Below are 1182 nucleotides of genomic sequence, written 5' to 3'. Positions count from 1 at the left end.
CTACCTTTTTCTTGTTTATATATAGCCTTTAAACTTATCTCTTCATTTGTCTTAAATGGATACTCACTATCAGATACTACATTTACTATATGATCTGTTATATCTCTTAAAGATACCTTGTTTGTATAGCTATAACTACTACCACTTTTATCTTTGTATCCTATAGATATGATAGCTGTACCAGTGTAGGCATGTATGCTTTTAGTATCATAAATTTTACTTAGATCAGATGAATAGACTATAAGCTTAGTATCTTTCTTATCATTTCTATCTATAGGTATATTAAATGTAGCCCTATATGAGTTTTTCATGTCTGAGTCTTTGTTTTTAACTAAAGATGTACTCTCATATATATTTTTATCACCGCAGTGGTGAAGATATATCTTATCTATATCACTAGCTTCACCTTTTTCGTTTTCAATGATGAGATTATTTAGTGTTAGAGCAAGGCTTGAACTAGATGTTGATGTAGGTACTACATTATTACCAAGAGCTAGACGAAGCTTCATATCAAACATAGCTGAGTCTTTATCATCTCTAAGGGTAAAGTTATTCTCCTTAGCGAAATTTAGAAGATTGAAATTTAGATATTCGTCTTTAGATGAGGGGAGTTTAAAGTGGCTCATCTTTACAACACCATCTTCTAGCTTGTACTCTATCTCATCGCTACTTTGCCTTATACTAGTAAAGCAAGCACCCTTTGTCTTGTTTTTATCATCTTTGCCATCATCGTTTTCTTTATAAAGGATCACACTATCTGACTTGGTCTTTGCGTTTTTAAATTTGATATCTCTATCAGACGAAGCGCCTTTGTTCTCTTTCTCATAAGAGTCAAATTTAAAGTCAGTGAGTATTAGCTCGCATAAATTTAGCTTGCCATAGTTTGGTCTGCTAGGATTTAGCTCTTTTGGGTTTAGCTCGCTACAGTCAAATTCTGTTTGGCTGGCTAGCACTATGGTAAAGTTGCTCTTTTTAGGCTGAAATATCCTAATAGGAGTAGCCGTCTTGATAGGGCAGAGTATGAGCATATCCTCTTGCTTATAAAGCTCTTCTTCTCTTCTTTTTAAGAGCTTATTTATCCTTGAAGCGTTAGATGTAGAAGAGGATGTTAAATTTACGCAGTAGATATTTTCGGTCTCAAATTTCTTTGATGTCTCAGAGCTCAAAAGAGAATTTAGCTTA

1 protein-coding gene is annotated in these 1182 nt (G+C 33.6%); it reads right to left on the bottom strand.

Annotated elements, in window-relative coordinates; translation table 11 throughout:
• On the bottom strand, positions 1-1182 hold a 1182-nt coding region (locus tag CYP84_RS10775), incomplete at both ends, for a hypothetical protein (RefSeq protein WP_180996396.1).

The sequence above is a fragment of the Campylobacter concisus genome (assembly GCF_002912425.1).
Classification (GTDB): Bacteria; Campylobacterota; Campylobacteria; order Campylobacterales; family Campylobacteraceae; genus Campylobacter_A; species Campylobacter_A concisus_AH.
Note: the sequence above shows the minus strand (reverse complement) of the source record. Positions and strands in the feature narration are given on the sequence as shown.